Source organism: Streptomyces sp. DvalAA-43, assembly GCF_900091725.1.
Taxonomy (GTDB): Bacteria; Actinomycetota; Actinomycetes; order Streptomycetales; family Streptomycetaceae; genus Streptomyces; species Streptomyces pulveraceus.
In genome coordinates, this window is the sequence record NZ_FMBW01000031.1 from 42036 (window position 1) to 68537 (window position 26502).

Sequence of the window (26502 nt, forward strand, 5' to 3'; positions counted from 1 at the left end):
CGGCGACGGCAGTGAGAGGTGAGTGACGTGGTGACGCTCAGCGTGCGGACCGTATCCGACCATGTGGCCCTCGCCGAGATCGAGCTCTGCGGTGAGCTGATGATCGCCGCGTCGGCCGCGATCGGGGAACGGCTCAGCGCGGACCGTATCGACGAGGTGCTCGACGTCCGGGAGACCACCGTCCCCCGGCAGGGCGACCACCGGGGGTGAGCGCGGCCCCGCGCCCGAGGACCCCCGCCATCAGGTGCGGAGCAGCCGGGCGATCGCCTTCGTCGCTTCCTCGACCTTGGCGTCGATCTCCTCGCCGCCCTTGACCGCCGCGTCCGCGACGCAGTGCCGCAGGTGCTCCTCCAGGAGCTGGAGGGCGAAGGACTGGAGCGCCTTCGTGGATGCCGAGACCTGGGTCAGTATGTCGATGCAGTAGACGTCCTCGTCGACCATGCGCTGGAGGCCGCGGATCTGGCCCTCGATCCGGCGCAGCCGCTTGAGGTGCTCGGCCTTCTGGTGGTGATAACCGTGTATGCCACGGTCATGGTCGGTGACGGTGGATTCCGTCTCCGTGGTCGTCCCGGCCGTCTCGGTGGTGGTCATTACTGCCTCCCGTTTTCCCTTTACCCTGCCGTTTATATACCCCTGGTGGGTATATCCTAACGAATTCAGCTGAAACGTGACCGGGGGCCCGTGCTGATCACAGTGCCTGATGCGCGACACTGAAGAACGCCGGTTAGCCGTGGCCGGATGATGCGCCTAGCATCAGCCTGACCGAATCCAAAGCACCCCGAGGACCCCACGTGCGCTTTCGTCTGACCCCCAGGGAGACGAGCTTCTACGACATGTTCTCCGCATCCGCGGACAACATCGTCACGGGCTCGAAACTCCTGATGGAACTGCTCGGGGCGGACTCTGCCTCCCGAGTCGAGATCGCGGAGCGCATGCGGGCAGCGGAGCACGCGGGGGACGATGCCACCCACGCGATCTTCCACCAGCTGAACTCCTCTTTCATTACGCCGTTCGACCGCGAGGACATTTACAACCTCGCGTCGTCGCTCGACGACATCATGGACTTCATGGAGGAGGCCGTCGACCTGGTCGTCCTGTATCAGGTCGAGGAACTCCCCAACGGCATTGCCCAGCAGATCGAGGTGCTGGCCCGTGCGGCCGAACTGACCGCCGAGGCGATGCCCGGTCTGCGGACGATGGACAATCTCACCGAGTACTGGATCGAGGTCAACCGCCTGGAGAACCAGGCCGACCAGATCCACCGCAAACTGCTCGCTCATCTCTTCAACGGCAAGTACGACGCCATAGAGGTGCTGAAGCTCAAGCAGATCGTGGACGTGCTGGAAGAGGCGGCCGACGCGTTCGAGCACGTCGCCAACACGGTGGAGACCATCGCGGTCAAGGAGTCCTGAACCACGTGGACACCTTTGCGCTGATCGTGACCATCGGGGTCGCGCTCGGCTTCACGTATACGAACGGCTTCCACGACTCGGCGAACGCCATCGCCACGTCCGTCTCCACCCGTGCGCTCACCCCGCGCGCCGCGCTGGCGATGGCCGCGGTGATGAACCTGGCCGGGGCGTTCCTGGGCAGCGGTGTCGCCAAGACCGTCAGCGAGGGCCTGATCGCGACGCCCGAGGGGCACAAGGGGATGGGAATCCTCTTCGCCGCGCTCGTCGGCGCGATCATCTGGAACCTCGTCACCTGGTACTTCGGGCTGCCGTCCTCGTCCTCGCACGCCCTGTTCGGCGGCATGGTCGGCGCGGCGCTGGCCGGCGGGACGATGGTGCACTGGGACGGGGTGCTCGACAAGGTCGTCATCCCGATGTTCGTCTCCCCGGTCATCGGTCTGGTCGTCGGCTATCTGGTGATGGTCGCGATCATGTGGATGTTCCGGAAGTCCAACCCGCACAAGGCCAAGCGCGGCTTCCGGATCGCCCAGACGGTCTCGGCCGCGGGCATGGCGCTCGGTCACGGTCTGCAGGACGCGCAGAAGACCATGGGCATCGTGGTGATGGCGCTGGTCATCGCCGATGTCGAGAGCCCGAGCGACCCGATCCCGGTCTGGGTGAAGCTGGTCTGCGCGCTGATGCTCTCGCTGGGTACGTACGCGGGCGGCTGGCGCATCATGCGGACGCTCGGCCGGAAGATCATCGAGCTGGACCCGCCGCAGGGGTTCGCCGCGGAGACGACCGGTGCGTCGATCATGTTCGGCTCGGCGTTCCTGTTCCACGCGCCGATCTCCACGACGCACGTGATCACCTCCGCCATCATGGGTGTGGGCGCCACGAAGCGGGTGAACGCCGTGCGCTGGGGTGTCGCCAAGAACATCATCCTGGGCTGGTTCATCACGATGCCGGCCGCGGCACTGGTCGCCGCCGCGAGCTACGGAGTCGTGGTCCTGCTCTTCGGCTGACCGCCGGCCGTGATCACGGCGGTACGGAAACGGGGCCGCCCCCACTCCCTCTGCGGGGAGCGGGGGCGGCCCCTTCGCCTTGTGGTGGCACCGCCATGCAGCACCTCAAGGCCGTCTGGGGTTCTATCCGAAGCGTCCCGAGATGTAGTCCTCGGTGGCCTGGACGGACGGGTTGGAGAAGATGCGTTCCGTCTCGTCGATCTCGATGAGCTTGCCGGGCTTGCCGACCGCCGCGAGGTTGAAGAACGCCGTGCGGTCGGAGACCCGGGCCGCCTGCTGCATGTTGTGCGTCACGATGACGATCGTGAAGCGCTCCTTCAGCTCGCCGATCAGGTCCTCGATGGCGAGGGTGGAGATCGGGTCCAGGGCGGAGCACGGCTCGTCCATCAGCAGGACGTCCGGCTCGACCGCGATCGCGCGGGCGATGCACAGGCGCTGCTGCTGACCGCCGGAGAGACCGGAGCCGGGCTTGTTCAGCCGGTCCTTGACCTCGTTCCAGAGGTTGGCGCCGCGCAGGGACTTCTCGACGATGTCGGGCAGCTGGCTCTTCTTGTACGAGCCGTTCAGCTTGAGGCCCGCGGCGACGTTGTCGAAGATCGACATGGTCGGGAACGGGTTCGGGCGCTGGAAGACCATGCCGACCGTGCGGCGCACGGTGACCGGGTCGACGTTGGCCCCGTACAGGTTCTCGTCGTCCAGCAGCACCTTGCCCTCGACGCGGCCACCGGGGGTGACCTCGTGCATGCGGTTCAGGGTGCGCAGGAAGGTGGACTTTCCGCAGCCGGACGGGCCGATGAAGGCGGTCACGGAGCGGGGCTCCACGGTCATCGAGATGTCCTCGATGGCGAGGTGGGAGCCGTAGTAGGCGGACAGGCCGCTGACGTCGATGCGCTTGGCCATCTGAATCACTGCTTCTTTCGTGCCGCGGTCAGCGGCCGGTCTTCGGGGCCTTCCAGCGGGCGATGCCGCGGGCCACCAGGTTGAGGATCATGACGAAGGCGATCAGGACCAGCGCTGCGGCCCAGGCACGGTCGTACGACTGGTCGGTGCCGACCTTGTACTGCTCCCAGATGTAGAAGGGGAGCGAGGACTGTGCACCCTGGAACGGGTTGGCGTTGATCAGCTGGCTGCCGAAGACCAGCAGCATGATCGGCGCGGTCTCACCGGCGATACGGGCGATCGCGAGCATCACACCGGTGGTGATGCCGCCGATCGCGGTCGGCAGGACCACCTTCAGGATGGTGCGCCACTTCGGGACGCCGAGGGCGAGCGATGCCTCGCGGAGCTCGTTCGGGACGAGCTTGAGCATCTCCTCGGTGGAGCGGACCACGACCGGGATCATCAGGATCGTGAGCGCCAGGGCACCCATCAGACCGGACGGCTGGGTCTTGGTCATCAGCATGATCGACAGGATGAAGAGACCGGCGACGATGGACGGGATACCCGTCATGACGTCGACGAAGAAGGTCACGGCCTTGGCCAGGGCGCCCTTGCCGTACTCCACCAGGTAGACGGCGGTCAGCATGCCGATCGGGGCGGAGATCAGGGTGGCGATGCCGACCTGCTCCAGCGTGCCGATCAGTGCGTGGTAGACCCCGCCGGTCGGCTCGGAGCCGAGCACGCCGGCCATCGAGTGGGTCAGGAAGTACCCGTCCAGGCGCTCCGCGCCGTGGCTGACCGTCGTCCACAGCAGTGAGGCGAGCGGCACCACGGCCAGCAGGAAGCAGACCCAGACGACGCTGGTGGCGAGCCGGTCCTTGGCCTGGCGGCGGTTCTCGACGACCGAGGTCGCGATGTACGAGATGACGAGGAAGAGGAGGGCGGAGACCAGCCCCCACTGGGTGCGGCTCTGCCAGCCCGCCGCGATGCCGGTGCCCACGCCCAGGGCGATCGCGACGGCCGCGAAGGCGAGAGGGGCCCAGCGGGGGAGTGCCCGGCTGCTCAGGCTGCTCGGGCGCGCGGACGCCGTCGCGGCGGGGCGCTCCTGTATGCCGGTGTTGGCTGCCTGGCTCATGCGTTGGCCCCCGAGTATTCCTTGCGGCGGGCGATGATCAGCCGGGCCGCGCCGTTGACCAGCAGGGTGAGGACGAAGAGCACGAGGCCCGAGGCGATCAGGGCGTCACGCCCGTACTCGTTGGCCTCGTCGAACTTCGCGGCGATGTTCTGGGCGAAGGTGCCGCCGCCCGCGTTGAGCAGGTGCCCGGAGATGACGAAGCTCGGCGACAGGACCGTGGCGACGGCCATCGTCTCGCCGAGCGCGCGGCCCAGGCCCAGCATCGAGGCGGAGATCACGCCGGAGCGGCCGAAGGGGAGCACCGAGAGGCGGATGACCTCCCAGCGGGTGGCGCCCAGGGCGAGGGCGGCTTCCTCGTTCATCCTCGGGACCTGGAGGAAGACTTCGCGGCTGACACTGGTCACGATCGGCAGGATCATGATCGCGAGCAGGATGCCGACGGTGAAGAGCGAGCGGGCGACGCCGACCTCGGTCTTCTCGAAGATGTACGTCCAGCCGAAGAACTGGTCGAGCCAGAGGTTCGGGCCTTCGAGGTACGGGACCAGGACGAGGGCGCCCCAGATGCCGTACACGATGCTCGGCACTGCGGCGAGCAGATCGACGACGTACGCGAGGGGCGCGGCCAGCTTGCGCGGCGCGTAGTGCGAGATGAACAGGGCGATGCCGACAGCGACCGGGACGGCGATGGCCATCGCGATGATCGAGCTGACGACCGTGCCGAAGAGGAGGACCGCGATGCCGAAGACCGGCGGGTCGCCCGCCGGGTTCCAGTCGAAGGTGGTGAAGAAGTTGCCTTCGTCCTTGGAGACGGCGAGGGCGGCGCGGTAGGTCAGGAACACGGCGATCGACGCCATGATCACGAGCAGCAGAATGCCCGAGCCCCTGGAGAGGCCCAGGAAGACCTTGTCGCCCACGCGCCCGGACGTGGTCCCGGCGCGCTGGCGCGCCACCGGCGCGGCCGGCGGCGTTTCTATCGGTGTGGTGGAAGCCATGGTCTTTCCGGTCTGTGTGGGGGAGCGGTCTGGCTCCCCTGGCGGCGGTGCACCGGATGGAGGGTGGCGGACCGGTCCGGAGGGGTGCACCGGACCGGTCCGCCGGATGTTGCTGGTGTTGCTGAAGGTGTTGCTGGTGGGGCTTGCGCGTCCGGGTTACGAGAGGGAGGCGATGGTCTCGCGGACCTTGGCGTTGATCTCGGCCGGGATCGGCGCGTAGCCGGCCTCGGTGAGGAGCTTCTGGCCCTCGTCACCGGCGGTGTAGTTCAGGAAGGACTTGACCGTGGAGAGGGTCTCGGCCTTGTTGCCCTTGTCGCAGACGACCTCGTACGTCACCAGGACGATCGGGTAGGCGCCCTCGGCCTTGGTCGTGTAGTCGAGGTCCAGCGCCAGGTCCTTGCCGGTGCCCTTGATCTTGGCGGCGGCGATGGCCTTGGAGGCGTTCTCCGAGGTGGCCTTGACCGGGGCGGCGCCACCGGTGTTGATGTCGACGGTGGAGATCGACTGCGAGGTGGCGTAGCTGAGCTCGAAGTAACCGATCGCGCCGTCGACCTGCTTCACCTGGGCGGCGACACCGGAGGAGCCGGACGCGGCCTGGCCACCGGGGGCCGGCCACTTCTTCTCGGCCTCGTACTTCCAGTCGCTCGGGGCGGCCGCGCCGAGGTACTTGCCGAGGTTCTGCGTGGTGCCGGAGTCCTCGGAGCGGTGGAAGGGCTGGATGGCCTTGTCCGGGAGCTTCGCGCCGGTGTTGAGCTTGGCGATCGCCTGGTCGTTCCACTTCTTGATCTTGCCGTCGAAGATCTTGGCGAGCGTGGGGGCGTCCAGCGTGAGGCTGTCGACACCCTCCAGGTGGAAGCCGATCGCGATCGGGCCGCCGACCATCGGGAGGTTGATGCCCTGGCCGCCCTTGCAGATCTTCTTCGAGTCGGCGACCTCTTCGGGCTTCAGCGCCGAGTCGGAACCGGCGAAGCCGACCGTGCCCTGGTTGAAGGCGACGATGCCCTCACCGGAGGAGGACGACTTGTAGTTGATCTCGACGCCCTTGCAGCCGGCCATGTAGTTCTTGGCCCAGAGGTCCATGGCGTTCTTCTGCGCGCTGGAGCCGGAGGCGGGCAGCTGACCCTTGGCGTCGTCGCACTTGATGTTCGACGCGGCGGTCGTCTTCCCGCCGTTGCCACCGGTGGAGCCGCTGGTGTTGTCGTCCGAACCGCACGCCGTGAGGACCAGGGCGCCGGAGACGGCGAGGGCACCGAGCGCGGTGGCACGAAGCCGGTTCTTGCGCTGAAGCTTCACTTTTCGGGTGTTCCTTCCAGGAGCCGCCGAGGTCTTCTTCGTTCTACGACGGCGTGCGATGTGATGGGTGCTCCGGCGTTTCGCCGTGCACCGTGTACTGCCGAAGTTAGGCAGATCAGGTGAAGCGGCCTACGGGAGGGAGTGAACGGAAGGTGAACCGTGCGGGGCGGCGCGGTTCTTTCGCTCGCTCAGGTGTTCGACAGTAGGGCGAGTGCGGCGTCCAGGAGCTCCCGGTCGCGGTCCTGGGTGAGGCGGGTACGGGCCTCCGCCGGGGCGAGCCAGCTCACCCGGTCGACCTCGGCGTTGGGCACGAAGGTGCCGCCGGTCGCCTCGGCCGTCCAGTAGGCGACCTCCTTGGGGCGGCCGTTCGCGCGGTAGCGGACCGTGGGGAGCGGGGCGCCCGGGGCGCAGTGGTGGCCGGTCTCCTCCAGGACCTCGCGCCGGGCGGCGTCCAGCGGCGGCTCGCCGCGCTTCAGCTTGCCCTTGGGGTACGACCAGTCGTCGTACCGGGGCCGGTGGACCAGACAGAACTCCAGCCCGCCGGACGGCGGGCGGCGCCACAGCACGCACCCCGCGGCGAGCACCGGCCCGGTCACGGCGCGCTTGGCGCCACGGGCGCCCACCGTTCCGCTCATGGCGCGCTCACGGCCGCGGTGGCGTACGGCCAGCTCGCCCGGAACACGCCGCGGGCCGCCTCCACCTCGTGGCGCTGGTCGGCGTGGAGCACCCCCAGCGCGTACGCGGTCGCGGGCGCGATGCGGGGCGTACGGGCCGCCGACGCCGCCGCGGCGGCCGCCTCCGAGGCGTCCCGGTGCAGATCGAGCGCGCGCCCCGGCGCGGCCAGGACCGGATCGGAGTCGCCGCGCACCACCTCATGGGCGTACCGGTGCAGCCGCAGCAGCAGTCGGGTCCGGTGCCAGGGCGCGTCCTGCGCCTCGTTGTACGGCTCGGCCGCCCGGCCGGACGGGAGCGCCGCCACCGCGCCGAGCAGGTGCTGTTCGGCCCGGTCGGAGGGCCCGTGCAGCATCTCCTCGGCCGGGGCCGCGGCGGCCCCGGCGAGCGGGACCTCCGAGGCCAGCAGCGCGACGGCGTCGGCCACCGCGTGGAAGCGGGAGGAGCCGAGCGCCTGGAGCGCCGCGGAGTGGGCGCGGGTCCGGGCGAGGGTGAGCTGCCGTTCGAGGAGGGCTCCGGCGCGGGCCGCGCCGACGCCGAGGACGGCGCGCTCCTTGTCGGCGGTGCTCCCGGAGCCGGACCCGTCGCGGGCGGTGGGCAGCGAGGTGCCGGACAGGGTGTGCAGCGCTTCGAGGAGCCGGTTCAGCCGGGTCGCGTAGGCGTGTTCCCGGGCCAGGGTGCCCGAGAGCCAGGCCAGTTCGGTGCGGAGCTGCTCGGCCCAGGCGGCGTCCAGCGCCGCCCGGAAGGTGTGCAGCGTGCCGCCGATCCGGCGCGCGGAGCGGCGCAGCGCGGCGGCGGCCTCCTCGGCCCCGTGGCTCCCGGCGTCCGTGGGGGCGCTGTTCTCGCGGTGCAGGCGCAGGCTGCGGAGGAATTCGGCGGCCTGTTCCTGAAGGTAGGGCGCGAGGACCGCGCCCGCCGTAAGGTCCGCCTGCGTCGTCTGCTGGTCATGGCGTCGCACGCCGGCGCCTCCGGGCGTCAATGAGCATTTCCTGTACGTGCCGCAGCGGCTGACCGTCCGCGTCCGTGGCGTGTCGGGTCCAGTTCCCGTCGGGACCGAGGTGCCAGGAGGAGGTGGTGTCGGCCATGCCGGTCTCCAGGAGACGGCTGAGCGCGGCGCGGTGGGCGGGATCGGTGACCCGGACCAGTGCTTCGATCCGGCGGTCGAGATTGCGGTGCATCATGTCGGCGCTGCCGAACCACACCTCGGGTTCTCCGCCGTTGCCGAAGGCGAAGACCCGGGAGTGTTCGAGGAAGCGGCCCAGGATCGAGCGGACCCGGATGTTCTCGGAGAGGCCGGGGACGCCGGGGCGGATCGCGCAGATGCCGCGTACCCAGATGTCCACCGGCACGCCCGCCGCCGCGGCCCGGTAGCAGGCGTCGATGATCGCCTCGTCGACCATCGAGTTGACCTTGATGCGGACGTAGGCGGTCCGGCCGGCCCGGTGGTGGGTGATCTCCTTGTTGATCCGGGCGATCAGCCCGTCCCGCAGGGATTTCGGGGCGACCAGGAGACGGCGGTAGGTCTCGCGGCGGGAGTAGCCGGAGAGCCGGTTGAAGAGGTCGGAGAGGTCCGCGCCGACCTGCGGGTCCGCGGTCAGCAGGCCGAGGTCCTCGTAGAGCCTGGCCGTCTTGGGGTGGTAGTTGCCGGTGCCGACGTGGGAGTAGCGGCGCAGGGTGTCGCCCTCCTGCCGGACGACCAGCGAGAGCTTGCAGTGGGTCTTGAGGCCGACGAGGCCGTAGACGACGTGGCAGCCCGCCTCCTCCAGCTTCCGTGCCCACTTGATGTTGGCCTGCTCGTCGAAGCGGGCCTTGATCTCCACGAGCACCAGGACCTGCTTGCCGGACTCGGCGGCGTCGATGAGGGCGTCCACTATCGGTGAGTCGCCCGAGGTCCGGTACAGGGTCTGCTTGATGGCCAGGACGTCGGGGTCGCCGGCGGCCTGTTCCAGGAAGGCCTGTACGGAGGTGGAGAACGAGTCGTACGGGTGGTGCAGGAGTACGTCGCGTTCGCGCAGCGCGGCGAAGATGTCGGGCGCGGAGGCGGATTCGACCTCGGCGAGATCGCGGTGGGTGCCGGCGATGAACTTGGGGAACTTCAGCTCGGGCCGGTCCAGCGACGCTACGCCGAAGAGCCCGGTGAGGTCGAGCGGTCCGGGCAGCGGGTAGACCTCGGCGTCGGACACCTTCAGCTCGCGCACCAGCAGGTCGAGCACGTACGGGTCGATGGACTCCTCGACCTCCAGGCGGACCGGCGGGCCGAAGCGGCGCCGCATGAGCTCCTTCTCCAGGGCCTTGAGGAGGTTCTCGGCATCGTCCTCCTCGACCTCCAGGTCCTCGTTCCTGGTGACCCGGAACATGTGGTGGGCGAGGACCTCCATGCCCGGGAAGAGCTCTTCGAGGTGGGCGGCGATGACGTCCTCTATGGGCACGTACCGCTGCGGCGACGCCTCCAGGAAGCGGGTCAGCAGCGGCGGCACCTTGACCCGGGCGAAGTGGCGGTGGCCGCTGACCGGGTTGCGCACGACGACGGCGAGGTTGAGCGAGAGCCCCGAGATGTACGGGAAGGGGTGTGCCGGGTCGACGGCGAGGGGGGTCAGGACGGGGAAGACGCGCTGCCGGAAGAAGGTGAACAGCCGGGCCTGTTCCTTCTCGGTCAGCTCGGGCCAGCGGATCAGCTGGATGCCCTCGTCCGAGAGCGCGGGAGCCACGTCCTGCTGGTAGCAGGCGGCGTGCCGGGCCATGAGTTCGCGCGAGCGGGTCCAGATCAGGTCCAGGACCTCGCGGGGCTGGAGTCCGGAGGCGGACCGGGTGGCGACTCCGGTGGCGATACGGCGCTTGAGTCCGGCCACCCGGACCATGAAGAACTCGTCCAGGTTCGAGGCGAAGATGGCGAGGAAATTAGCCCGTTCGAGGAGGGGGGTCGCGGGGTCCTCGGCCAGTTCGAGCACTCGTTCGTTGAACGCGAGCCAACTGCGTTCACGGTCCAGGAAGCGGCCCTGGGGCAGTTCGTCGCCGTCGACATCGGGCTCGTACGCGTCCACGTCGGCGTCGATGTCGGGATCCAGGTCGGCCGCGGTCGACAGGGCGGCGCCGTTGGACGCGGCGACGGCGTGCGGCCGGTGGGCGGCGAGCGAGCCGACCGACGGCTGCACGGCGGACTGGACCGGTACCTCGGAGCTGGGCTGCTGGCTCATGGCCCTATTCTTCCGCGCGGACGGCTCCGGGGGCGCGTCGGCGGGTGCGGAGATCGCGGGGAACGCGCGGTTGACGTCGTTCGTGCGGGCTCCGCCGGGATTTCTCCCGTTGCGGGGGGTCGGCACAGCTGGCTGCATTGTCAGAGGGTCGCAAGCGCGTCTGAATGGCTGGTAACGGCGACATGACGTGCAGGAAGCGGTGTGCCGTGCGCGGATTGGTCATACGAACCGATTCCGGGCCCGGGGAGGGCCCGGAACCGGTTCGGACGTCAGCCGTGCCGGCGGCGCAGCACCCGGAAGGCGAGCGCGACGGCGAGGGCGGCCAGGACGAGCAGGATGCCGGTCTCGACGAGCTGGAGGGGCCAGAAGTGCGAGGCGGGGTGGTAGTCGGCGAATCCGGTGGCTTCTTTGAGCCCGCGCATGCAGGCGGCGGTGTCCCCCGCGCCCCCGAAGCAGTCCTTCGGGTAGATCGCCTTGCCGGAGGCGGTGAGCATCCCCGAGTCGACCAGCCAGGCATCGCCCCCGGGCCGGTCGCCCCCGAGGAACCGGGCCGTCGGCCAGAGGTCCTCGCGCACCCGGTTCAGGACCATCACCAGCGGGACGTACGCGAGCACGGTCACGGCCATCGCCGCGACCGCGCGCCGCAGCAGCAGTCCTATGAGCGCTCCGAGGGCCAGCATGCACAGGGCGTAGCCCACGGGGGCCGAGCCCATCGCGCCGTAGATCTCGCGCTCGTACCAGTCGCCCCTCGGGTAGTACGTGCCCTTCGCCCGCGACCAGGCCCAGGCGGAGAAGGCGGACAGCACGGAGACCCCGGCCAGGGTGAGCACGGCGGGTACGGCGAGCCTGGCGGCGAGCCAGCGCGCGGGCGACACCGACTGGGACCAGGAGGTGATGTACGTACCGTTCTCCAGCTCCCGGCCGATCAGCGGCCCGGCGACGAACATGCCGACGCAGGCGGGCAGGATCATCATCGCCAGGCCGGCGTAATCGACGGCCTGGCTGAACCGCAGTTCGGTGTCGAGGAAGGCGCGGACGGTGTCGCCGCAGCCCCGGACCGTGTTCTCGACCGAGCAGCCGCTGCCCGCGAACGTGCCGGAGGCGGACGACGCCCACAGCCAGGCGGCGACGACGGCGGCGACACCCACGAGCGCGAGGGCTCCGGCGCTCCACAGGGCGCGGCGGTGCTGGTATATGACGACCCGCTCCGGGCCGCGCAGGGCGATCGCGCTCATACCGCCGCCACCTCCTTGCCGCCCTCGGCGGCCGTCGCGCTCGGCGTCAGCAGCGCCGGGGCCTCCGGCGACCGCAGATGCGCCAGCAGCAGTTCTTCCAGCGAAGGCTCGGCGGCCTCCCACACAGCGGTGTCCACGGGTCCCTGCCTCCGTACGAGTGCGGTCTGAAGCCGTCCCGCGGTGCGGGACTCGACGACGGTGTGCGGTGCGGTGTCCCGTACCGGGCCGGTGAGCAGGGCGTGGGCGGCGAGGATGTCCTCCGCCTCGCCGCCGAGGCGGACCCGGCCCCCGTCGACGAGCAGGAGGTAGTCGCAGGCGCCCTCCAGCTCGGTGAGGATGTGCGAGGACATCACGATGGTGGTGGCGTGCTCGGCGGCCTCCGCCATCAGGGAGCCCATCAGCTGGTGGCGGGCGAGCGGGTCGAGATCGGCCATCGGCTCGTCCAGCAGGAGCAGTTCGGGCCGCTTGCCCAGCGCGAGGGCCAGGGCGAGCCGGGTGCGCTGGCCGCCGGAGAGGTCACGGACCCGGGCGTCGCGCGGGAGCTCCCCGGCGATGCGTTCGGCGGTGTCCTGGTCCCAGGTGGCGGGATTCAGCTCGGCGCCCGCCCAGAGCGTCGCGGCCACCGTCAACTGCGGGTACAGCGGCTTGTCCTGGGCCACGAAGGCCATCCGGCTACGGGCCTGGCCGGGGGTCGTGCCCAGCACCCGTACCGCCCCCTCCGAGGGGCGCAGGAAGCCGGCCGCGAGGGCGAGCAGGGTGGACTTGCCCGCGCCGTTGGGCCCGACGAGGGCGCAGACCCGCCCGGCGGGCAGCCGGAAGGAGCAGTCGCGCAGCGCCCAGCCCCTGTTCCGGTACTTCATGCCGAGGCCGGTGGCCTCGATCGCAGCGCCTGTCATCCGGCCCGATCCCCCTCGAAAGTCCTGTCCAGTACGGCGGTGAAGAGCGCGCTCACGTCGTCCTTCTCCAGCCCGGCCGCGCGGGCCCGGCGGGTCCACTCGGCGAGTTCGGCGCGCAGCGGTGCGTCGTCGGCGGCCGCCGCGCCGCCGAGGGCCCGGGTGACGAAGGTGCCGAGCCCGCGCCGGGCCTCGACGAGGCCCTCGCGCTCCAGCTCCCGGTAGGCCTTGAGCACGGTGTTCGGGTTGATGGCGGTGGCCTCGACGACCTCGCGTGCGGTGGGCAGCCGGTCACCGGGCCCCAGCAGGCCGAGGCGGAGCGCCTGCTTGGTCTGCTGGACGATCTGGAGGTACGTGGCGACGCCGCTGCGCCGGTCGATGCGGTACTCGACCGCTGCGGACTCTGCCATGTTCACCCCTTTCACTAATTGAGTAGTGAAAGAGTGGCGCAAAGAAGGGGCGGCGTCAAGCGACGCCGCCCCCGGGGGAGTTGATCCGGTGCCGGTCCGTCCGGGCTCAGGACTCCGTGCGGTACATCAGGTCCACCTCGTGCGTCACGAAGCCCATCCGCTCGTAGACGGCCAGGGCCGCCTTGTTGTCCGCGTCCACGTAGAGCATCGCGGTCGGCAGCGCCTCGGCGGCCAGATGGCGCAGCCCGATCGCGGTGAGCGCCTTGCCGAGGCCGCCGCCCTGCGCGTCGGGCCGGATGCCGACCACGTACACCTCACCGAGCTGCTCCTCGGCGTGCACCTTCGTCCAGTGGAAGCCGATCAGCTCGCCGTCGCGCTCGGCCAGGAAGAACCCCTTCGGGTCGAACCACGGCTCCGCCTTGCGGTCGTCCAGGTCGCGCTGGGTCAGCGAGCCCTGCTCCGGGTGATGGGCGAAGGCGGCGCGGTTGACCGCGAGCCAGGCGTCGTCGTCCTCGCCGGGCACGAAGGTGCGGACGGTGACGCCGGGCGGAAGCACCGGCTCCGCGATGTCCGGCGGGGTCAACGGGCGGCGCAGCTGGCGCAGTTCGCGGAAGAGCGAGAGCCCGAGGACCTGCGCGAGATGCCGCGCCGCGGACTTCCCGCCGTGCGCCCACACCCGCAGCCGCTTCCCGGTCGTGGCGAGCAGCGCCGCGCCCAGCGCCCGCCCGTGGCCCTGCCCGCGGTACGCGGGGTGGACGACCAGCTCGGCGGCCGGGGCCTCCACGGGGTCGGTGTCCTCCAGCTGGGCGTACCCGACCAGGACCGGCCCGCTGGTCAGCAGCAGATGCCGCACCCCCTCGCGCCGGCCGCCCCGCAGCTGCAACCGCCCCTGCTCGGACACGGCCTGCCGGCCGTCGGACCGGGCCGCCTCGGCGAGCAGTTCGGATACGGCTTCCGCCTGCTCGGGGGAGAGCACGTCGAGCGTCCGGATCTCGCGTCCGGGTGCGGGGAGGGGTGCGTCAGTCGTCATGCCTACGAGCGTACGGGGGTGGGGTGGGCGCCGGGGTGGTGCGCGGGGCTTCGGTTCTCGGTCCGTGGTGCGGGGGTCGGTTCTCAGCCCGCGGTGCGCGGGGCTTCGGCTCTCAGTCCGTGGTCTGCGGCGTGTTCAGTACGCCGTCGGCGATCCGGGAGAGGTCCTCGGCGCTGGGCAGCAGCTCGCGCACCCGGTCGGGCAGACCGGCGTAGGTGCTGACGGCCAGCGGCTGATTGTGGCCGCGCAACGCGTACTCGACCATCGACCGGTCGCGGCTCTCGGCGATGAGAATGCCGATGGTGGGCCCGTCGGACATGCGTGCCGTCTGCCAGGACTTCGAGTGCGAGCTCGTGGAGTTCAACGGCGAGGACAACCACGTCCACCTCCTCGTGAACTTCCCGCCCAGGGTCACGGTGACCAAGCTGGTCAACTCCCTCAGGGGCGTCTCCCCGCGGCGTCTGCGCCAGGAGTTCGACGACCTGACCCGGCACTACTGGAGGACCAGCAAGCTCTGGTCCGGCCTCTACTTCGCCGGCAGCGTCGGCGGCGCACCCCTGAGCGTGGTGAGGCAATACACCGAGCAACAGAACTGGCCACGGTGACCGGCACGCTCCGGCACCGCCGGAAGGTCACCGGGCGCTCCGCGCCCGGCCCTGAAAGAAGCAGCACCACCCTGCTCCGCAGGGCGAGAACCCGTGCCACACCGTGGCACAGCGAAAGATTCGCTTCACCACCGGCCCGAAGGCCGATGCACCGCGAATGAATCCCGGTAGCAGTGCAGCTTGCAGTGGTAGAAGAGCAGGTCGATGCGGTATTCACTGTCGCCCACGACCACGGGGTACTGCCGCCCCACGAAGGCGAAGCCGACCCCCGGCTCGGTGAGGAACCTGATGAGGTGGGCCACGAGGGCGTCCTCCAGGTCCCGCTCCGTGTGCCGCCCGCATATGTGAGCCATACGAGTGACATCTGACCGTTTGGGGCCATACCCACCGCATGGCAACCAGTTCGTAACCCGGGAAACCTGTCGCGCTACGCGCGTTGACCCTAGGCTGCGCACGAAGTCTCCAGACTCGTCATCACTTTCGAACCTCCCGCTGAACTCACAAGGGGACCGATGTCAGCGACACCGCAGAAGAACCGTGTGCCCCGGCGGGTGCTCGCCGCCGCGGCCGGGCTCGCCACCGTGGGCGCGCTCGTCGCCGCGATGCCGGCCGGCGCCCAGGAGCGCCACGACCATGGCCACGGCCACGGCCACGGCCACCACAAGCCGGGCCGTACCGTCGACGTACAGCTGCTGTCCTTCAACGACCTGCACGGGAACCTGGAGCCGCCGGCCGGCTCGGCGGGCACGGTCAACGAGACGCAGGCCGACGGCACGGTCAAGGCGATCCCGGCCGGTGGCATCGAGTACCTCGCCTCCTCGCTGCGCACCGCGCGCAAGGGGCACCCGTACTCGATCACCGCGGCCGGCGGCGACATGGTGGGCGCGAGCCCGCTGCTGTCGGGTCTCTTCCACGACGAGCCGACCATCGAGGCGCTCAACAAGATCGACCTCGACGTGACGAGCGTCGGCAACCACGAGTTCGACGAGGGCGCCACCGAGCTGGCCCGCCTCCAGAACGGCGGCTGCCACCCGGTCGAGGGGTGCTACGAGAAGAAGAAGTTCAAGGGCGCCGACTTCCCCTACCTCGCCGCCAACGTGACGAACGAGAAGACCGGCAAGCCGATCCTCAAGCCGTACACGGTCTGGAAGAAGAACGGCGTCAAGATCGGCTTCATCGGGGTGACCCTGGAGGGCACGCCGAACATCGTCACGGCCAACGGCGTCAAGGGCCTGAAGTTCCACGACGAGATCGAGACGATCAACAAGTACGCCAAGGAGCTGGACCGCCAGGGCGTCAAGTCCATCGTCGCGCTGATCCACGAGGGCGGCGCCCCGGCCTCCACCTCGTACAACTACGACTGCGACAGCTCCGGCGCCGGTGACGGCATCTCCGGGCCGATCACGGACATCGCCAAGGGCATCACCCCCAAGGTCGACGCCCTGGTCACGGGCCACACCCACCAGGCGTACGTGTGCACGATCCCGGACCCGGCGGGCAACCCGCGCATGGTCACCTCGGCGTCCTCCTTCGGCAAGCTCTACACCGACACGACGCTCACGTACGACCGCCGCACCAAGGACATCGTCCGTACGTCGGTGAAGTCGGCCGGTGCCAAGAACCCGAAGTCGGCGAACCACATCGTCAGCCGGGACCAGCCCAAGGCCAACGACATGACGGCCCTGATCGCCCGCTGGAACACCCTCGCGGCACCCATCTCGAACAGGCCGCAGGGCTACATCACCGCGGACATCAACGGCCGCGGCTCCACGGCCCCCGAGAAGCCGCTCGGCGACCTGATCGCCGACGCCCAGCTGGAGGGCCTGGCCCCGGCGGACAAGGGCGGGGCGGTCGTCGCCTTCATGAACCCGGGAGGCATCCGCGCGGACCTGGTCCACAAGGCGTCCGGCAGCGAGGGCGACGGGGTGGTGACGTACGGGGAGTCCTTCACCGTGCAGCCCTTCACCAACATGATGAACGTCGTCGACCTGACCGGTGCCCAGCTGGTGGAGGCGCTCCAGCAGCAGGTCAGCGGCTCCAACGAGGCCAGCCCGAAGATCCTCCAGATCTCCAAGGGCCTCACCTACACCCTGGACATGACGAAGAAGGGCGCGGCCCGCGTGGTCACCGACACCATCAAGCTCAACGGTGAGGCGATCGACCCGGCCAAGTCCTACCGCGTCGCGATGAACGAGTTCCTCGCGGGCGGCGGCGACGGCTTCGCGGCCCTCGGCCAGGGCACGAACAAGCTGGTCGGCCCGTCCGACCTGGACGTCTTCAACGCCTACCTGGCGGCCCACTCCTCGGCCGCCGCGCCGCTGGCCCCGCCGACGGCGGACCGGATCACGGTCATCCAGTAGTGACTCCGTACATGCGGTGACTCCCGTACGCGGGTGAGCGGGGCGGTGGGCCGGCGGGCCCACCGCCCTTCTGCGTTTCCGCGTCCGGTTCAGGGCGCCGACCCGTTCCGGGCGAGGGTGAACCAGACCGCCTTCCGGTACGGGAGGCAGCCGCCCAGCACGGTCATCCCCCAGGCGAACGCCAGCCGCTCCACGAGCAACAGCCCACGCCCGCCCTCCTGTTCGCGCACCTCGCGGAAGGCCGGCGGCTCGGGCAGGGCCCAGTGGTCGTCGTCCGCGACGGAGACGGTGACCAGCTTGCGCTGGACGGTCACGCGGACCCGGATCAGGGACGTACGCGTGTGGCGGTGGGCGTTGGTGACCACCTCCGTGACGCACAGCCGCGCGTCGTCGACCAGCCCGCAGTGTCTGCTGACGGTCAGCAGCGACGCGATGAAGTCACGCGAGAGCTTCGCGGCGCCCGCCGTGTTCGGCAGGGCGAGCCGGTAGATCTCGCCGCCCTGCGGGTCCGGTGGCGTGGAGTATGCGGTGGCGTGGACGTGGGTCATGTCGTTCTCCCAACGCGGTGCGGTGCGAACGGGTGCGTCGCTCGTCGCCCGTGGCGATGGCCGTACGCGGGCACGGGTCAATGTGCTTGTGTACGGCTGCACTTCGGGCTCCCTGGCGTGCGGCGCGGTGGTGTGGCGACCATAGCCGACGCGCCTCACGCGTTGGACGCGTTTGTGTAATGTCGTGAACGATATGCGGCTCGATGGGTAACGGGGCCACACTGACCCGGGGAGAGGAGTATGTGATGCCATCAAGGAAGGCGCCCACGGTGCGCCAGCGTCGACTGGGTGCCGAGATGCGCAAGATGCGGGAGCGCACGGGGCTTTCGCTCACCGAAGCGGCGGCGATGCTCGGCACGGACCGCACTACGGTGAGCAACATCGAGTCCGGGCGGTTCGGCGTCAGCACGGAGCGGGTTCGCGCGTGGGCCACGCACTACGGATGTTCCGACGCGGCCTACATCGATGCACTCGCGGAGATGGCGCGGGAGCGCATAAACGGTTGGTGGGAGGACTATCGGGGCGAGTTCACCAGTGACCCTCTCGACCTGGCCGAGTTGGAGCACCACGCCGTCGGTCTACGGTCGGTCGAGATCATGCACATTCCCGGGCTGCTCCAGACCGAGGACTACGCGCGGGCTGTGTTCACGGAGACGGTCCCGCCGCCCAGCCCGACGCGTCAACGGCGCCTGCTTTCCCACAGGCTGAAGCGCCGGGACGTACTCGATCGGGTGGATCAGCCCCGTTGTGTGTTCCTGATCCACGAGGCTGCGCTGCGGATGACTTACGGCGGCTCCGCCGTCGCGCGCAGCCAACTCGGCCACTTGTTGGAGCAGTCGGACCGGGACAATGTCATCATCCGTGCGATCCCGTTCGCGGCTGGCGGTTTTCCGCACGCCAGCAGTTCGGCACACTACCTCTACGGTCCCGTGTCGCAGCTCGACACTGTGCAGACGGACACCGCGACCGGTTCGAGGTTCTTGGACGCTGAAACAAGCCTCGAAAACTGGCGGGTTGCGCTGGACCGAACCGAAGAGCGTTCGCTCGACCCGGAGAAGACGCGGGACTTCATTCGTACCATCGCACTACAAGTATGAAGGCGTGAGAACAATAGAAATCCAGTGGCGAAAGTCGTCGAAGTCATCGAATGCCGAGGGCAACAACTGCCTTGAGCTGGCCGAGTACGGCGGCGAGATCTTGATGCGCGAGAGTGACAACCCGGGCGTGGTCATCCGTACGACCCGTGCCAAGCTCCGTGCCTTCCTCGGTGGTGCGAAGGAAGGCGAGTTCGACGATCTGGCCTGATCTCTAGTGCTTTCGCTTCGGGCGGTTCCCATCGGCGCAGATGGGGGCCGCCCTTTGCGTATCCGGGTGGCTTGGACTAGTCGGTCGGGCTGCACTCGTCGACTACCTTCGCCTCACTCGTTAGACGTCAAACGCTTGAAACGGGCTCGCTTAAAACGCTAGCTTCGGGTTGCGCCTCCAGTCGGTTCGGCTCTGCGGTGAGTCATGCCTGGAGTGCCCAACTCCGTTCGATTCTGCGCCAGTTGAACGGAGTTCCGAAGGACCTCCCCGCGCCTGCCGCTCGTCACGCCGGCCGCAGGCGCGGGGTGGTTCCGATGCGGCGCCAGGAGGAATTCCGTGCGCGAGCAACAGCCCGAACCCTCCGCGACGCGCGTGTTCTGGTGCGAGCGGGTCACCTACCGCACGATGGAGGCGGACGAGATCGCCGAGGTGTCCCGGCACATGGCCCTCGACCCCGCCGAGGCCATCCGCTTCATCCGGCTGGACGTGCGCGCGCTGGCCGCCGAACTGCCGACCATGGAGCGGCATCGGGCGCTGAGCTGGGTCGACGGCGGCGGATGCGTCGGTGCCATCGGCGCGCTCCATCGCGGCGAACCCTGCGGCTTGTCGCTGAGCCACCGCGACGCCTGGATCGAGTGGGCTGTGCGCCCTGGCTTCTATTTTTCAGCGGTTGGCGAGGACCTGCCGCCGGAATAGTCGCCCACGCCCAATGCCTGCCGCTGCTTCTGTGCCTGGTTGTTCACTGCTCGGTCAGGGCTTGTACTCGGAATGCTGGATGGCAGAGTTCCAGAGCAGATCCCGTACTCGGACACATTCGGCGACCGTCTCGGGATCGTCGATCACCTCGGAGCCGAGGACCCGCCCGCCGCTGTCGAAGTGCGCCACGGCCAGGAGCTTGTCATCGAAGAGCCACCAGTCCTCCCCGCCCAGAGGGAAAGACAGCCCCTCGGGGAGCTTGTGCCGCGGGAGCCATCGGATCTGCTCTCCGGCTCCCTCGTTCAATGGAGTGTTCTCGTGCTCCCAGCGGATGTACGGAGTGTGCGGCTCGGTTACTACGCGGACGCGCCGAACGGTCTTGCCCCCCTGGGTGAGCCGCCGAATCATCGACAACCACGAATCCATAAAGGCGTTGTCGGTTGCTCCCCCGAGCCACTTCTCGTACGGGCCCTCCTCCAGGGGAACTGAGTATTCGTCCCTCAGTTCCAGATGGAAGGCATCGTGTGCGGCGTCCTCAATGAGCCGGTTGCGCTCGGCGCTGGAGATCAGCTCCACGCGGTTCCTCCAGTAGCGCTGTGATCGCGGCCTTGGAGACCTCGACCACGGTCTCGTAGCCCGGAATCGACATCTGGGACAGGGCCTCGGGATCAGTCACCTCCCGACCCTGCACAACGTACGTGCCGCCCGGCGTGAGGACCACGAGCGGGTCCTTAAGACGCCTGAACTCGCCAGACAAGATCCCCGACAGAATCAAGCTCAGACGGTGGCATCCTGCTGTTCCAGCCATTTTGAAATCACTTGGTTTGTTTCCTCGGGCATTTCCTCCTGAATCCAGTGACCGCAGTCCAGGCCGACCACTTCCACATTGGGCACGAACTCTGTCAGGGTCTCGGACCTCGGGACCGCCAAGTCCCGGTCGCCGTAGATCATGAGGGCGGGCTGCTGGATGATCGGGTCCACGTCCGCCAGCAGGTGCCAGTTACGGTCGAGATTCCGGTACCAGTTGATGCCGCCCGTGAATCCCGACGCTTCGAACCCGGAGATGTAGACGGCCAGGTCGCTGTCGCTCATGACAGGCTCACCGAGCGGTGCTTCCGCCAGGGCGAGGTTGATAAACGCCATGCCTGGCTCAGGGGGCGCCGGGAGTACGTTCTTCCGGTAGAGGTTGCGGATGAACTGGCTTGTGTTCGCATCGAACACGGCGTCCGCAACGCCCGGCTGTCGATTGAAGTGGACGAAGTAGAAGTCGCCGCCGAGGAACTGTTCCATGACCTCGATCCACGGCGTTTCACCGCGCACCTGGTAAGGCAAGGACAGGTTGATCACCTTGTTCACACGGTTGGGGTGCAGCAGGGCCAGCGACCAGACGACGAACCCACCCCAGTCATGGCCGACGAAGGTGGCCTCGTCGTATCCGTAGTGGTCAAGGAGCGCGACGAGGTCGCCCGACAGGTGCTCGATGTCGTAGTCCGTCACTTCGGCCGGGCAGGATGAGTTACCGAAACCCCGCTGGTTCGGTGCGATGACGTGGTAGCCGGCTTCTACGAGGACGGGCATCAGGTGACGCCAGGAGTACGCGTGCTCAGGCCAGCCGTGGCAGAGCACGATGGGCTTTCCCTTGTTTTCTCGTCCTGCTTCGAAGACTTCGAGTTCCACGCCGTTGACCGGAATAATAATGGGCTCGGGGAAATCGGTAGAATTTGCCATCGTGTTTCCTTATTGCTTTCAGGGTGATTGGGATTAGGCGAAGTTCCCGAAGATGGTTCGGGTTGTCGAATCGCGAACTCTTCGCGCAGCGGGGGACCTGCATGGAATGAAAGTCTGACACTGAGATCACTGAGATCACTGAGACGCGACACGAAACGGTTACGCTTCGCGACATCGCCTTTCCTGAGGCTCCCTATAAGCCTCCGCGGGCCTTGATGCCCTTGATCTGAGCGTTGACCGAGCGGTCGATCATGACGGCCGCTCAGACCTTGCCATCGACGCCACTATCCGCTCCAAGCGGGCCAGCCGCGTCTTCTCGGTACGGGCGGTGACCAGACCGAGGTACAGCGCGAACTGGTCGGACTTGCGGAGCGTGTCGTAGAACGCCCGCGCTGCCGGGTTCGCATCGAGGGCTTCGATGAGATCCGGTGGTGCGGTGGCGTTCTTCGGCGAGGCATATGCCCTCGCCCAGCGGCCGTCTGCCCGCGCCGCCTCGGCCTCGGCAAGGCCGCGGGGGCGCATCCGGCCCGCCGCGATCAGCGCCTCGGCCTTGTCGACGTTCACCTGCGACCAGGCGGAGCGGGGGCTGCGGGGTGTCGTGCGCTGCAGAAAGTACGAGTCGTTGAAGCCCCGCCGCTGACCGTCGATCCAGCCGAAGCAGAGCACCGTGTCGACCAGCTCTTCCCAGGTGAGCGACGGGATGCCGGTATGCTTCCTGGCGATCTTCACCCAGAGCGCGGTCCGTTCCCCGTGATGCGTGTCGAGCCAGGCCTCAAGCTTGGCCGGGCTCGCGGGGACAAGGATCTCGACGCCGTCCTCGTATTTCTGCATAAACCGCAGACTAGAGGCCTTATAGGACAGATGATGACCTACTTGGGCGACCTGGCCGGCTCACTACTTGACGAGCTTCGCCCTGCTGCCACAGGCCACCCGTCGAGTCGATGAACTGCTTGAGCTGACGGCCGACGTCAAGGTCGCGTACTCCGATGTGCCGGATCTCCCCGCTGTGGCCGCCTGGAGGAACCCGACGAACCGGGCGGCGCGGTCAGTAGGTTGACGCAGGTTGCGGTACAGGTGCACGGGCCGTAGTAGGGCAGGCCAGCGTCCGCCTCGGCCAGCGGTTCACCCTCAGCACACAGCAGTTCACGATCTCGGTAGCAAGTGCTGGGAACGCATCCCCAAGTCGTGGGTACAGCCCACCTGCCACCACGGCGCCGTACATGTCGCAGGCCATGAGAAGCGCCAGAGGTTGAAGAACAAGCTGAGTGAACGATTGGTAGCCCCCTCCGGGACCCCGAGGGGGCTACCGTCGTTCAGGCCGCGGGTGCGGCGCCCCTCCGCAGGGGCGTCCCCCACTGTCTCGGTCAGACCGCCTCCGTTCCGCACGCGACCACGGACTGTCGCCTTCCCCGGCCCTGACCGAGCTGGCCGACCTGACGGGCGGCAGCAGGCTCAACACGCTCAGCCTGTCGACGCCGCGCAAGCTCGCGAGCGGAGTCTGAACGGCACACCGACCTCCGTGCGACAGCGTGCCGTCGTTGCATCGCTGATGCACTGGGCTATTGCGGACAGCGGGGGCTCCCGCGCCCGGGCGGCCCGCGATTGAGTGAGGGCGCTCCGGTCCAGGGAAGGTCTTCGACCCTGTTCCCGTCGTGACGCGTACCCGTCATAATCCGTGGGTCGACCCCCCACGGCAGACGGAGGCAGTTCTCGTATGAGCCCGTACACCGCCACTCGCCGGAACTTCCTGGCCGGTGCCCTCGCCGCCACCGCCACCGTCCTGATCGGCGCGGGCCCCGCCGGTGCCGGGACCCGCCAAGTCCGCGCCACCCAGGACTGGATGGGCGCCATCCCGGACGCCACCGCGCTGCAACGCCTCACGATCCCCGGTTCGCACGACTCCGGTGCCCGCTACGGCGGCCCGTGGACCGAGTGCCAGAACACCACGATCGCCGAGCAGTTGGACAGCGGCATACGCTTCCTCGACGTACGGTGCCGGATCACCGGCGGCTCCTTCGCGATCCACCACGGCGCCTCGTACCAGAACCTGATGTTCGGCGATGTGCTGGGCGCCTGCTGGGACTTCCTGGCGGCGCACCCCTCCGAGACCGTGCTGATGCGGGTCAAGCAGGAGTACTCGGAGGAGAGCGACGCGGCGTTCCGGGCGGTCTTCGACGACTACCTCGACAACCGGGGCTGGCGCCCGCTGTTCCGCATCGACTCCTCGCTGCCCTCGCTGGGCGAGGCGCGCGGCAAGGTCGTGCTGCTGGCCGACAACGGCGGACTGCCCGGTGTCCGGTACGCCGACGCGGAGCTCTTCGACATCCAGGACGACTACATGGCGGAGCCGTTCGGCAAGTACCCGAAGATCGAGGCCCAGTTCCGCAAGGCCGCCCAGCAGCCCGGCAAGCTGTTCATGAACTACGTCAGCACGGCCGCCCTGATGCCGCCGCGCTGGAACGCGGACCGGCTCAACCCGCAGGTCCAGTCGTTCCTGGACGGCTCGGAGGCGGCGGGCTGGACCGGGCTCGGAATCGTCCCGCTGGACTTCCCGGCCACCCGGTCCGGCCTGGTCGAGTCGCTGATCCGGCACAATCCGGGGGTCTGAGCCCGAGCCGTCGCAGCGCTTGCCCTGTCGGAGGGCAAGGCGGTGACCGTCGCGCCGGTTCGCCGCGCATCGCACCGCACCGCGCTCACAGCTCCGGCGGCGGTGTCGGCGCCCCCGGCAGCCGGATCGAGGCGACCGTGCCCGGTCCGTCCGTCGCCGGGTGCAGGGCGATCTCGCCGCCCGCCTGCTGGACCGTGCGGGCCACGATCGACAGGCCCAGGCCCGAACCGGGGAGCTGGCGGGCGGACGGGGAGCGCCAGAAGCGTTCGAAGACGTGCGGGAGTTCGTCGGCGGGGATGCCGGGGCCCTGGTCCCGTACGGTCAGTTCGCCGTCGCGCAGGGCGATCTCGATCGTGCCGCGCGCCGGGCTGAACTTGACCGCGTTGTCCAGGACGTTGACCACCGCCCGTTCCAGCGCGGCGGGCTCGGCCCGTACGTACCAGGGGGTCAGGTCCGCCCTGATGGTCAGCTCGGGGCCGCGCAGCCGGGCGCGTTCCAGGGCCGTGTCCGCGATGTCGTGCAGCGCGACGACCTGGAGCGGGCCGGGGCCGGGGGCGTCGGGGCGGGCCAGTTCCTGGAGGTCGCCGATGAGCGAGGCCAGCTCGGTCATCTGGGCCTTGACCGAGGTCATCAGGGCCCTGCGGTCGTCGGGCGGGATGGCGCGGCCGGTGTCGTCGCTGCGGGCGAGGAGCTCGACGTTGGTGCGCAGGGACGTCAGGGGGGTGCGCAGCTCATGGCCCGCGTCGGCGATCAGCTGGGCCTGGCGGTCGCGGGAGCTGGCCAGGGACGCGGTCATCGAGTTGAAGGAGCGGGACAGCCGGGCGATCTCGTCCTCGCCCTCGACCGGGATCCGGACGGTGAGGTCCTCGGTACGGGCGACGTGCTCGACGGCCTCGGTGAGCTCGTCGACGGGGCGCAGCCCGGTACGGGCCACCCAGAGACCGGCCGCGCCCGCGCCCACGGCGCCGATGCCGGCGACGGCCAGGAGCACCCAGGCGAGGGTGGAGAGCGGGTCGTCGATCTCGCTCATCGGACGGGCGACGGAGACCGCCAGGCTTCCCGGGACCAGGCCGGGCACCGCGTTGCGGGTCTCGTACGCGTAGGTGTACACGCGCATCTTCTTGCCGCTCTTCGTGCTGGCGGTGTGCAGGGCGTTGTCCCGCACACCGGCGGCCACGGCGATGTCGGCGGCCGTCACACCGATCGGCGAGGCCCCGGCGGAGGTGCAGGTGCTCCCGGACACGGTGACGAGCTGCACGGTGTACGTCCCCCCGATCGGCGGGACGGTCGCCCGGTCGGGGTGGGTGCAGGCGATGAACAGCTTCTGCATGTAGTCCTCGCTGACCGAGACATTGCGCAGCGAGGCGTCCATCTGGTTCTCCAGCTGCACCTTCGTCACGAACCAGCAGGCCGCCGCGACCGCCGCCACCGCGACCGCCACCGCCGTCGCCACCAGCAGCGCGAGCCGGGAGCGCAGCGGCAGGGCGCGGAGCCGGTGCAGGGTGCCGGTCATCCGTCACCGCCGCCGGAGCGGAGCGCGTAGCCGACCCCCCGCACCGTGTGCACGAGGCGCGGTTCACCGCCCGCCTCCGTCTTGCGGCGCAGGTACATCACGTACACGTCCAGGGAGTTGGAGCTCGGCTCGAAGTCGAAGCCCCATACGGCCTTGAGGATCTGCTCGCGGGTCAGCACCTGCCGGGGGTGGGCCAGGAACATCTCCAGGAGGGTGAACTCGGTACGGGTCAGCTCGACCCGGCGGGTGCCCCGGGTGACCTCCCGGGTGGCGAGGTTCATCCGCAGGTCCGCGAAGGCCAGCTCGTTGTCGTCGGGGACGCCGCCGCCCGCCGCGGCCGCGTACGAGCTGCGGCGCAGCAGGGCCCGGATACGGGCGAAGAGCTCGTCCAGCTCGAAGGGCTTGACCAGGTAGTCGTCGGCACCCGCGTCGAGGCCGGTGACCCGGTCGCCGACGGTGTCGCGGGCGGTGAGCATCAGGATCGGGGTGGTGGTGCCCGCGGAGCGGAGCCGCCGGGCGGCGGTCAGGCCGTCCATCCGGGGCATCTGGATGTCGAGGACGATGAGGTCGGGGGCGTACGACTCGGCCCTGGCGAGGGCGTCGAGACCGTCGACGGCCACCTCGGTGCCGTAGCCCTCGAACGCGAGGCTGCGTTGCAGGGCCTCACGTACGGCGGGCTCGTCGTCGACGATCAGGATGCGCTGCGGATCGTCCTCGGCGGGGCTCATCGTTCCTCGTCCTCTTCTCGTTCCCGTACGGCTGTGCCTTCCGGCCCTCAGCCTCGCACGGCCGTGGCGCGCCGTCGTGCGGCCCGGCGTCTGCGGCCGGTGGTGGTGGCGGTCGTGGTGGTGGCAGCGGTGGTCGCGGTCGCGGTACGGAGCTCCGGGGCCCGGTCCGTGCCGTGCGGGGCCCGTTCGGTCACGAGGGCGAGGGGGAGGGCCAGGTCGGCCGGGCCGGTGGGGGTGTGGGCGGGGTGGTGCATGGGTGTCT

The 26502-nt window shown here is 69.2% G+C and carries 29 protein-coding genes and 1 pseudogene; 9 read left to right on the top strand and 21 right to left on the bottom strand.

Annotated elements, in window-relative coordinates; all coding sequences use genetic code 11:
* Positions 1–27: 27 nt before the first annotated feature.
* Positions 28–210 carry a hypothetical protein gene (locus tag GA0115234_RS08125; protein WP_093540203.1) on the top strand — a complete coding sequence of 61 codons (183 nt, stop codon included), beginning with the start codon at positions 28–30 and terminating at the stop codon, positions 208–210.
* 30 nt (positions 211–240) lie between these two features.
* Here the strand turns inward: GA0115234_RS08125 and GA0115234_RS08130 are convergent, their stop codons facing one another.
* On the bottom strand, positions 241–591 hold the full coding sequence (locus GA0115234_RS08130) for a metal-sensitive transcriptional regulator (RefSeq protein WP_093540204.1): 351 nt from the start codon (positions 589–591) through the stop codon (positions 241–243).
* Between the two features lie 200 nt (positions 592–791).
* Between GA0115234_RS08130 and GA0115234_RS08135 the strand changes: the two genes are divergently transcribed.
* A complete protein-coding gene (locus tag GA0115234_RS08135) occupies positions 792–1412 on the top strand; it encodes a DUF47 domain-containing protein (protein ID WP_072488031.1) in 621 nt (206 codons plus the stop codon).
* A 5-nt stretch (positions 1413–1417) separates the two neighbouring features.
* Positions 1418–2416: an inorganic phosphate transporter gene (locus GA0115234_RS08140; protein ID WP_093540205.1), complete on the top strand. Its 999-nt coding sequence runs from the start codon at positions 1418–1420 to the stop codon at positions 2414–2416.
* Positions 2417–2539: 123 nt separating this feature from the next.
* Here the strand turns inward: GA0115234_RS08140 and pstB are convergent, their stop codons facing one another.
* The 12 genes from pstB to GA0115234_RS08200 all read right to left on the bottom strand — a co-directional run bounded on the left by pstB (position 2540) and on the right by GA0115234_RS08200 (position 14468).
* Positions 2540–3316 (bottom strand): phosphate ABC transporter ATP-binding protein PstB, encoded by a 777-nt coding sequence (gene pstB / locus GA0115234_RS08145; RefSeq protein ID WP_093540206.1) that lies wholly within the window; start codon positions 3314–3316, stop codon positions 2540–2542.
* 28 nt (positions 3317–3344) lie between these two features.
* Positions 3345–4430, bottom strand: a complete 1086-nt coding sequence (pstA, locus tag GA0115234_RS08150; RefSeq protein WP_093540207.1) for a phosphate ABC transporter permease PstA — start codon at positions 4428–4430, stop codon at positions 3345–3347.
* Positions 4427–5422: a phosphate ABC transporter permease subunit PstC gene (gene pstC, locus GA0115234_RS08155; RefSeq protein WP_093540208.1), complete on the bottom strand. Its 996-nt coding sequence runs from the start codon at positions 5420–5422 to the stop codon at positions 4427–4429. The genes pstA and pstC overlap by 4 nt, the downstream gene beginning before the upstream one ends.
* Before the next feature lie 156 nt (positions 5423–5578).
* Positions 5579–6715 carry a phosphate ABC transporter substrate-binding protein PstS gene (pstS, locus tag GA0115234_RS08160; protein WP_093540209.1) on the bottom strand — a complete coding sequence of 379 codons (1137 nt, stop codon included), beginning with the start codon at positions 6713–6715 and terminating at the stop codon, positions 5579–5581.
* Between the two features lie 188 nt (positions 6716–6903).
* On the bottom strand, positions 6904–7350 hold the full coding sequence (locus tag GA0115234_RS08165) for an NUDIX hydrolase (RefSeq protein ID WP_202553498.1): 447 nt from the start codon (positions 7348–7350) through the stop codon (positions 6904–6906).
* Positions 7347–8345, bottom strand: coding sequence for a CHAD domain-containing protein (locus GA0115234_RS08170; protein WP_093540464.1), 999 nt, complete (start codon positions 8343–8345; stop codon positions 7347–7349). The genes GA0115234_RS08165 and GA0115234_RS08170 overlap by 4 nt, the downstream gene beginning before the upstream one ends.
* A complete protein-coding gene (locus tag GA0115234_RS08175) occupies positions 8332–10581 on the bottom strand; it encodes an RNA degradosome polyphosphate kinase (RefSeq protein ID WP_093540210.1) in 2250 nt (749 codons plus the stop codon). Before GA0115234_RS08175 ends, GA0115234_RS08170 begins: the two co-directional genes overlap by 14 nt.
* 269 nt (positions 10582–10850) lie before the next feature.
* A complete protein-coding gene (locus GA0115234_RS08180; protein WP_176729107.1) occupies positions 10851–11816 on the bottom strand; it encodes an ABC transporter permease in 966 nt (321 codons plus the stop codon).
* Positions 11813–12712, bottom strand: coding sequence for an ABC transporter ATP-binding protein (locus GA0115234_RS08185; protein WP_093540211.1), 900 nt, complete (start codon positions 12710–12712; stop codon positions 11813–11815). The genes GA0115234_RS08180 and GA0115234_RS08185 overlap by 4 nt, the downstream gene beginning before the upstream one ends.
* A complete protein-coding gene (locus GA0115234_RS08190; RefSeq protein ID WP_093540212.1) occupies positions 12709–13119 on the bottom strand; it encodes a GntR family transcriptional regulator in 411 nt (136 codons plus the stop codon). The genes GA0115234_RS08185 and GA0115234_RS08190 overlap by 4 nt, the downstream gene beginning before the upstream one ends.
* Before the next feature lie 106 nt (positions 13120–13225).
* Entirely contained in the window at positions 13226–14149 is a 924-nt protein-coding gene (gene mshD, locus GA0115234_RS08195; RefSeq protein ID WP_093540213.1) for a mycothiol synthase, read from the bottom strand.
* 112 nt (positions 14150–14261) lie between these two features.
* The gene (locus GA0115234_RS08200) at positions 14262–14468 is read right to left on the bottom strand and encodes a PDDEXK nuclease domain-containing protein (RefSeq protein ID WP_237541150.1); all 207 of its coding nucleotides are present in this window, start codon (positions 14466–14468) and stop codon (positions 14262–14264) included.
* 7 nt (positions 14469–14475) lie between these two features.
* On the opposite strand from GA0115234_RS08200, the pseudogene tnpA reads away from it, so the two are divergent.
* Positions 14476–14754: pseudogene (tnpA, locus tag GA0115234_RS08205) on the top strand (IS200/IS605 family transposase); the annotation flags it as partial.
* A 125-nt stretch (positions 14755–14879) separates the two neighbouring features.
* On the opposite strand, the gene GA0115234_RS08210 reads toward tnpA, so the two are convergent.
* Positions 14880–15107 carry a PDDEXK nuclease domain-containing protein gene (locus tag GA0115234_RS08210; RefSeq protein WP_237541151.1) on the bottom strand — a complete coding sequence of 76 codons (228 nt, stop codon included), beginning with the start codon at positions 15105–15107 and terminating at the stop codon, positions 14880–14882.
* 159 nt (positions 15108–15266) lie between these two features.
* On the opposite strand from GA0115234_RS08210, the gene GA0115234_RS08215 reads away from it, so the two are divergent.
* Entirely contained in the window at positions 15267–17114 is a 1848-nt protein-coding gene (locus GA0115234_RS08215; RefSeq protein WP_093540214.1) for a bifunctional metallophosphatase/5'-nucleotidase, read from the top strand.
* A gap of 89 nt (positions 17115–17203) precedes the next feature.
* Here GA0115234_RS08215 and GA0115234_RS08220 read toward each other — a convergent pair whose 3' ends face one another.
* Positions 17204–17662: an ATP-binding protein gene (locus GA0115234_RS08220; RefSeq protein WP_093540215.1), complete on the bottom strand. Its 459-nt coding sequence runs from the start codon at positions 17660–17662 to the stop codon at positions 17204–17206.
* Between the two features lie 245 nt (positions 17663–17907).
* Here GA0115234_RS08220 and GA0115234_RS08225 point away from each other — a divergent pair, with 245 nt between their 5' ends.
* The 3 genes from GA0115234_RS08225 to GA0115234_RS08235 all read left to right on the top strand — a co-directional run bounded on the left by GA0115234_RS08225 (position 17908) and on the right by GA0115234_RS08235 (position 19663).
* Entirely contained in the window at positions 17908–18759 is an 852-nt protein-coding gene (locus GA0115234_RS08225; RefSeq protein ID WP_093540216.1) for a helix-turn-helix domain-containing protein, read from the top strand.
* 13 nt (positions 18760–18772) lie between these two features.
* A complete protein-coding gene (locus GA0115234_RS08230) occupies positions 18773–18967 on the top strand; it encodes a DUF397 domain-containing protein (RefSeq protein ID WP_093540465.1) in 195 nt (64 codons plus the stop codon).
* 336 nt (positions 18968–19303) lie between these two features.
* On the top strand, positions 19304–19663 hold the full coding sequence (locus tag GA0115234_RS08235; protein WP_093540217.1) for a hypothetical protein: 360 nt from the start codon (positions 19304–19306) through the stop codon (positions 19661–19663).
* 54 nt (positions 19664–19717) lie between these two features.
* Here GA0115234_RS08235 and GA0115234_RS08240 read toward each other — a convergent pair whose 3' ends face one another.
* The 3 genes from GA0115234_RS08240 to GA0115234_RS08255 all read right to left on the bottom strand — a co-directional run bounded on the left by GA0115234_RS08240 (position 19718) and on the right by GA0115234_RS08255 (position 22222).
* Positions 19718–20239 carry a DUF6879 family protein gene (locus tag GA0115234_RS08240; RefSeq protein ID WP_093540218.1) on the bottom strand — a complete coding sequence of 174 codons (522 nt, stop codon included), beginning with the start codon at positions 20237–20239 and terminating at the stop codon, positions 19718–19720.
* Between the two features lie 201 nt (positions 20240–20440).
* The gene (locus GA0115234_RS08250) at positions 20441–21391 is read right to left on the bottom strand and encodes an alpha/beta fold hydrolase (protein ID WP_093540219.1); all 951 of its coding nucleotides are present in this window, start codon (positions 21389–21391) and stop codon (positions 20441–20443) included.
* Between the two features lie 249 nt (positions 21392–21640).
* The gene (locus GA0115234_RS08255; protein WP_093540220.1) at positions 21641–22222 is read right to left on the bottom strand and encodes a YdeI/OmpD-associated family protein; all 582 of its coding nucleotides are present in this window, start codon (positions 22220–22222) and stop codon (positions 21641–21643) included.
* 883 nt (positions 22223–23105) lie between these two features.
* Between GA0115234_RS08255 and GA0115234_RS08260 the strand changes: the two genes are divergently transcribed.
* A complete protein-coding gene (locus GA0115234_RS08260) occupies positions 23106–23999 on the top strand; it encodes a phosphatidylinositol-specific phospholipase C (RefSeq protein ID WP_093540221.1) in 894 nt (297 codons plus the stop codon).
* Between the two features lie 85 nt (positions 24000–24084).
* Here GA0115234_RS08260 and GA0115234_RS08265 read toward each other — a convergent pair whose 3' ends face one another.
* From GA0115234_RS08265 to GA0115234_RS08275, 3 genes are read right to left on the bottom strand one after another with little or no spacing between them, the layout of a single operon-like run.
* Positions 24085–25512 (bottom strand): sensor histidine kinase, encoded by a 1428-nt coding sequence (locus tag GA0115234_RS08265; RefSeq protein WP_093540222.1) that lies wholly within the window; start codon positions 25510–25512, stop codon positions 24085–24087.
* A complete protein-coding gene (locus tag GA0115234_RS08270) occupies positions 25509–26240 on the bottom strand; it encodes a response regulator transcription factor (protein WP_093540223.1) in 732 nt (243 codons plus the stop codon). The genes GA0115234_RS08265 and GA0115234_RS08270 overlap by 4 nt, the downstream gene beginning before the upstream one ends.
* A 47-nt stretch (positions 26241–26287) precedes the next feature.
* Positions 26288–26494: a hypothetical protein gene (locus GA0115234_RS08275; RefSeq protein WP_093540224.1), complete on the bottom strand. Its 207-nt coding sequence runs from the start codon at positions 26492–26494 to the stop codon at positions 26288–26290.
* Between the last annotated feature and the right edge of the window lie 8 nt (positions 26495–26502).